Here is a 6,280-nt window from a genome sequence, read left to right as displayed (position 1 = left end):
GGCCGACACCGACGCCGGCGCGCTCCAGCGTCCGCGGCCGCCCGTGCGCCCGGCCCCGGAGGCGGGACGCCCCGCCGCGCGCACGCCGTCCGAGGCCCCGGACCGCGGTGAGGGCCGGCAGCTCAGGCGCCGCCCGGACGGGCCCTTCCCCCGTCACCTGCCGCGCCGCCTTCCGCGCAGGCAGGAGGCCCCGACGATGTTCGCGGAGCCGGTGGAGAGGCCCGACGCGCAGCCGCTCGCCGACCCGCGTCCCCGTCTCGACGATCTGCGCCGCCTGGCCCGCAAACGCGCCCTCGACTACCAGAACCGCCCCACCGACGACTGACGGCGCCCCGCGCCCCTCGCGTCCGGATCGGTGCGGGCTCGGGCGGTCAGTTCTCGTCGCGCCCCTCTTCGCTGTCGATCACGCCGTCGACGTAGCCGCGGGCGTACTCCCAGCTGACGTAGTCGACGGGATCGGGGGAGAGCGCGGGCTCGTGCACGCGGGGGAGGCCCTCGTCGAGCAGGTGGCGCAGGTTGCCGTGCAGCAGCTCCCAGTCGATGTAGTGCATCTTGCCGCAGTCGCCGCAGTCGACCGTGAGGCCGCGCACCCCGAGCGGCTCCAGCAGGGCCCGGAAGACCTCCAGGTCGGCGAGGTCGGCCAGCACGTCCTCCCGCTCCGTCACGCTGAGCGGAGCGGTTTCGTCGCCCGGGTCGCCGAGCGCCGCCGCCGGATCCTCCGGATCTCCGGCGAACGGGTCGAGCGGAGCATCGTCGTGCACACCCCCACGCTACTGCGGGACGCCCCGGGAGGTGCACCCCCCGGCCTCCTCCGTGCGCGAACGAGCGCGAAGCGCGCGTGCACGGAGGGGAATGCGAAGGAGCGCCCGGCGTGTTGGCAGATGTCATCAAGACCACGTGAGCGCCGCGCCCAAAGCCCGCCCGGCCGTCGGCCCAGCCCCTACCATGGGGACAGGGTCCCTTGTGACCTGGCCCGATGCCGCCACCACCACGGGAAGGTTGTCATGAACCCCGCCGCCGAGCCCGACAAGTTCCTCCCGCAGGGCCTGACCTTCGACGACGTGCTCCTGCTGCCGGGCTACTCCGACCTGCAGCCCGGCGAGGCCGACACCACGACCCGGCTGACCCGCGAGATCTCGCTGCGGATCCCGCTCGTCTCGGCGGCGATGGACACGGTGACCGAGGCCCGCACCGCGGTCGCGATGGCGCGCCAGGGCGGCATCGGCGTGCTGCACCGCAACATGTCGATCGAGGAGCAGGCCGCGGAGGCCGACCGGGTCAAGCGCTCCGAGGCGGGGATGATCACCAACCCGGTGACCTGCCTGCCGGACGCCACGCTCGCCGACGTCGAGGAGCTGTGCGCCCGCTACCGGATCTCCGGCGTGCCGGTCACCGACGTGCGCGGCGTGCTCGTCGGCATCGTGACCAACCGCGACATGCGCTTCGAGACGGACCTGTCGCGTTCCGTCCGCGAGGTGATGACGCCGATGCCGCTCATCACCGCCCCGGTGGACGTCTCCCGCGAGGAGGCGTTCCGCCTGCTCGCGGGCAACAAGGTGGAGAAGCTCCCGCTCGTCGACGGCGAGGGCCGCCTCAAGGGCCTGATCACCACCAAGGACTTCACCAAGAGCGAGCAGTACCCCGACTCCACCAAGGACGCCGACGGCCGCCTGCTCGTCGCCGCGGCCGTGGGCGTCGGCGAGGACGCGCTGCGCCGCGCTCGCGCCCTCATCGAGGCCGGCACCGACGTGATCATCGTGGACACGGCGCACGGCCACTCCAAGGGCGTCGCCGACACGATCGCCGCGATCAAGGGCAACTCGTCGGTCCAGGTCGTCGGCGGGAACGTCGCCACCGCGGCGGGCGCCCAGGTGCTGGTGGACGCGGGCGCCGACGCGATCAAGGTCGGGGTGGGCCCCGGCTCGATCTGCACCACCCGCATCGTCGCCGGCGTCGGCGTCCCGCAGATCACCGCGATCTTCGAGGCGGCCCGCGCGGCGAAGGCGGCGGGCGTCCCGGTGATCGGGGACGGCGGCCTGCAGTACTCGGGCGACATCGCCAAGGCCCTGGTCGCGGGCGCCGACACCGTGATGCTCGGCAGCCTGCTCGCCGGCGTCGAGGAGTCCCCGGGCGAGCTGATCTTCGTTCACGGCAAGCAGTACAAGTCCTACCGCGGCATGGGCTCGCTCGGCGCGATGCGCAACCGCGAGCGCGGCGCCTCCTACTCCAAGGACCGCTACGCCCAGGCCGACGTCAACGCCGAGGAGAAGCTGATCCCCGAGGGCGTCGAGGGCCAGGTCCCCTACCGCGGTCCCCTCGCCAACGTCGCGCACCAGCTCGTCGGCGGTCTCCACCAGTCGATGTGGTACGCGGGCACCCGCACCGTCCCCGAGCTCCAGGAGCGGGGCCAGCTCATGCGCATCAGCGTCGCGGGCCTGCGCGAGAGCCACCCGCACGACATCCAGATGACGGTGGAGGCCCCCAACTACCAGGGCCGGTGACCTGACGTAAGCTCTTCCGGGGCTTGGTCCCGCGAACCGCGGGAAGACCGATTCAGGTGGAGGAAGGGCGCAGTGGCTGCTGAGGTGGAGATCGGCCGTGGCAAGAGCGGCCGCCGGGCGTACGCCTTCGACGACATCGGCATCGTGCCGTCCCGCCGGACGCGCGATCCCGAGGAGGTCAGCGTCGCCTGGCAGATCGACGCCTACCGGTTCGACATGCCGCTGGTCGTCGCGCCGATGGACAGCGTCGTCAGCCCGGCGACGGCGATCGCCGTCGGACGGCTCGGCGGCCTGGCCGTGCTCGACCTCGAGGGGCTCTGGACGCGCTACGACGACCCGGGGCAGCTGCTCGCCGAGATCGCCTCGCTGGACGACGTCCGCGCCACCCAGCGGCTCCAGGAGATCTACTCCGAGCCGATCAAGGAGGAGCTGATCGGCCGCCGGATCGAGGAGGTCCGCGAGGCGGGCGTCACGGTCGCGGCGCGGCTGTCGCCGCAGCGCACGGCCCAGTTCCACAAGGCCGTGATCGACGCCGGCGTCGACCTGTTCGTGATCCGCGGGACGACCGTGTCCGCCGAGCACGTGTCGGGGCGCGCCGAGCCGCTGAACCTCAAGCAGTTCATCTACGACCTCGACGTCCCCGTGATCGTCGGCGGCTGCTCCACCTACACCGCGGCGCTGCACCTGATGCGCACCGGCGCGGCCGGCGTGCTGGTCGGGTTCGGCGGCGGCTCCGGGCACACGACGCGGACCGTCCTCGGCGTCGCCGTCCCGATGGCGACCGCGGTCGCCGACGTGGCCGCCGCGCGCCGCGACTACATGGACGAGTCCGGCGGCCGCTACGTGCACGTGATCGCCGACGGCGGCATGGTCAACAGTGGCGACATCGCCAAGGCGTTCGCCTGCGGCTCCGACGCCGTGATGGTCGGTTCCCCGTTCGCCCGCTCCACCGAGGCGCCCGGGCGCGGCTACCACTGGGGCAGCGAGGCCCACCACGGCGACGTCCCCCGCGGCACCCGCATCGAGATCGGCACGATCGGGACGATGGAGCAGATCCTGCACGGTCCGTCCCACGTCGCGGACGGCTCCATGAACCTCATCGGCGCGCTGCGCCGCTCGATGGCCACCGCGGGATACACCGAGCTGAAGGAGTTCCAGCGGGTCCAGGTCGTCGTGGCCCCCGGCCAGTCCACCGACTGAGAGCGACCCCACGCCCGTTCTTTCACATCTCGGTGTGAACCGGTCCTTACTCTTGGGTAAGAACCGTTCGGAAACCGAACCGCTGTGGGGGGATGCGCGATGACGGGATCACCGGTGACCGGTCTTGGAAGCTCGCGGCTCGGCCCGGCCGAGCGCGCGGCGGCGCTCGACCGCATGGCCCGCGAGGAGTTCGACGTGGTCGTCGTCGGCGGCGGCATCGTCGGCGCCGGCGCGGCGCTCGACGCGGCCACCCGGGGCCTGTCCGTGGCGGTGGTCGAGGCCCGCGACTTCGCGTCCGGCACGTCGTCCCGCTCGTCCAAGCTGATCCACGGCGGGCTGCGGTACCTGGAGCAGTACAACTTCGATCTCGTCCGGGAGGCGCTGACCGAGCGCTCGCTGCTGCTCCAGCAGATCGCGCCGCACCTGGTGCAGCCCGTCCCGTTCATGCTGCCGACCACGCACCACGTGTGGGAGCGCGCGTACCTCGGGGCGGGCGTGGCCCTCTACGACGCGCTGGCCTTCCAGATGGGCAGCACGCGCGGCGTCCCGCACCACCGCCACCTGACGCGCCGCGGGGCGCTGCGCCTCGCGCCGTCCCTGCGCAAGGACGCCTTCACCGGGGCGATCCAGTACTGGGACGCGATGGTCGACGACGCCCGCTTCGTCATGACCGCCCTGCGGACGGCCGCGGAGTACGGCGCCCAGATCGCCTCGCGCACGCAGTGCCTGGGGTTCCTGCGCGAGGGGGAGCGCGTCACCGGCCTGCGCATCCGCGACCTTGAGGGCAACACGACCAGCGAGGTCCGCGCCAAGCAGGTCGTCAACGCCACCGGCGTGTGGACCGACGACATCCAGGAGCTCGTCGGCGGGCGCGGCCAGATCCACGTGAAGGCGTCCAAGGGCATCCACCTGGTGGTGCCCAAGGACCGCATCCACTCCGCGACCGGGATCATCCTGCGCACCGAGAAGTCGGTGCTGTTCGTGATCCCCTGGGGCCGCCACTGGATCATCGGCACCACCGACACCGCCTGGGACCTCGACCGGGCGCACCCCGCCGCGTCCAAGGCCGACATCGACTACGTCCTGGACCACGTCAACGCCGTCCTCACCACGCCGCTCACCCATGACGACGTGGAGGGCGTCTACGCGGGCCTGCGCCCCCTCCTCACCGGCGAGACCGAGGAGACGTCGAAGCTCTCCCGCGAGCACGTGGTCGCGCACCCCGTCCCGGGCCTCGTCCTCGTGGCGGGCGGCAAGTACACGACCTACCGGGTCATGGCCAAGGACGCCATCGACGCCGTCGCGCACGGCCTCGACGGCAAGGTCGCCGAGTCCTGCACCGACCGCATCCCGCTGGTGGGCGGCGACGGCTTCCAGGCCATGTGGAACGCGCGGCACCGTCTCGCCTCGCGCTCCGGCCTGCACGTCGCCCGGATCGAGCACCTGCTGCGCCGCTACGGGACGCTCCTGGACGACCTGCTCGAACTCATCTCCGACAGGCCCGACCTCGCCAAGCCGCTGGACGGCGCCGACGACTACCTGCGCGCCGAGGTCGTCTACGCCGCCACCCACGAGGGCGCCCGCCACCTCAACGACGTCCTCGCCCGCCGCACCCGCATCTCCATCGAGACGTGGGACCGCGGCGTCGGCGTCGCCCAGGAGGCCGCCGACCTTCTCGCGCCCGTCCTCGGCTGGTCCAAGAAGCAGCGCGACCGCGAGATCGAGTACTACCGCAAGCGCGTCGAGGCCGAACGCGCCTCCCAGACCCAGGACGGCGACCAGGAGGCCGACGCCCGCCGCCGGGGCGCCCCCGAGATCGTCCCCGTGGCGACCCCGTGACCCGGGCGCCGGCGGTTCAGGGCCGGGGCCGTCCCTGGACGAGGGTCTTGCCGGTGCTGTAGAGGTCGGCCGGGACCCGGACGGGGTCGAGGAGGTGCTGGAAGGCCAGGCCGAAGTCGAGGGCCATGGTCAGGGTGGCGCGGTCGCCCGGAGTCGGCTCGCCCGGGGCCGGGCCGTCGGGGGCGGAGCCGTCGGCGGGCTCCAGTTCCCGGGCCAGCTGTTCCCGGCGTTCGGCGTACCAGTCGGCGATGCGCCACCCGGCGGCGTAGTCGCGCATCCCGTAGAGCCAGAACTCGACCAGGAGGAGGGCGAGGCGGCGGGGGGCCTCGTCGGAGTCGCGGCGGGACGGGCGGCCGGTGCGGTCGGCGTCCTCGGCGGCGGCGCGGAGCTCGTCGCAGACGTCGGTGCGGGTGCGGGCGCTGGTGATGCGCTCCATGAGGGCGAGGAGCAGGTCGGTCTTGCCCGCGAAGTTGGAGTAGACGGCGCCCTTGGTGAGTCCGGCGGCCGCCGCGATGTCGTCGAGCGAGGCGCCGTGGATGCCGCGCTCGGCCCAGAGGCGCTCGGCGGCGGCGAGCAGGGCGGCGCGGGTCTGCTCGCGGCGGTCCCGGCGCGCGCCGGGGCGGGCGGCGCCGCTCTCGGGTGTGTGGCCGCGGGCATGCGTCATCGCTGTCCCTCCCCTGGGCAGTGCCGCCCCCCGACGGCGCTGAGATTCTCCTCCTGCTTTCGGGATACACCGGGTG

The 6,280-nt window shown here is 73.1% G+C and carries 5 protein-coding genes and 1 pseudogene; 4 read left to right on the top strand and 2 right to left on the bottom strand.

Annotated features, from left to right (window positions below):
* A pseudogene (locus tag ABWI04_RS30020) lies at window positions 1-325 on the top strand (hypothetical protein); the annotation flags it as partial.
* Between the two features lie 46 nt (window positions 326-371).
* Here the strand turns inward: ABWI04_RS30020 and ABWI04_RS30015 are convergent.
* Window positions 372-761, bottom strand: a complete 390-nt coding sequence (locus ABWI04_RS30015; RefSeq protein ID WP_179845994.1) for a DUF5319 domain-containing protein — start codon at window positions 759-761, stop codon at window positions 372-374.
* Between the two features lie 243 nt (window positions 762-1,004).
* On the opposite strand from ABWI04_RS30015, the gene guaB reads away from it, so the two are divergent.
* From guaB to glpD, 3 genes are all read left to right on the top strand, one after another.
* Window positions 1,005-2,501 (top strand): IMP dehydrogenase, encoded by a 1,497-nt coding sequence (gene guaB / locus ABWI04_RS30010; RefSeq protein WP_353834541.1) that lies wholly within the window; start codon window positions 1,005-1,007, stop codon window positions 2,499-2,501.
* Between the two features lie 84 nt (window positions 2,502-2,585).
* Window positions 2,586-3,701 (top strand): GuaB3 family IMP dehydrogenase-related protein, encoded by a 1,116-nt coding sequence (locus tag ABWI04_RS30005; protein WP_345176832.1) that lies wholly within the window; start codon window positions 2,586-2,588, stop codon window positions 3,699-3,701.
* Between the two features lie 99 nt (window positions 3,702-3,800).
* Window positions 3,801-5,540, top strand: a complete 1,740-nt coding sequence (gene glpD, locus ABWI04_RS30000; RefSeq protein ID WP_345176529.1) for a glycerol-3-phosphate dehydrogenase — start codon at window positions 3,801-3,803, stop codon at window positions 5,538-5,540.
* Between the two features lie 16 nt (window positions 5,541-5,556).
* Here the strand turns inward: glpD and ABWI04_RS29995 are convergent, their stop codons facing one another.
* On the bottom strand, window positions 5,557-6,204 hold the full coding sequence (locus ABWI04_RS29995) for a TetR/AcrR family transcriptional regulator (RefSeq protein WP_345176532.1): 648 nt from the start codon (window positions 6,202-6,204) through the stop codon (window positions 5,557-5,559).
* Between the last annotated feature and the right edge of the window lie 76 nt (window positions 6,205-6,280).

Origin of the sequence: Actinomadura sp. NPDC000929 (genome assembly GCF_040492065.1) — a bacterium.
In the GTDB taxonomy this organism is placed as follows: Bacteria; Actinomycetota; Actinomycetes; order Streptosporangiales; family Streptosporangiaceae; genus Spirillospora; species Spirillospora verrucosospora.
The sequence above is the reverse complement of the archived record's forward strand: the minus strand, read 5'-3'. Positions and strand labels throughout refer to the sequence as shown.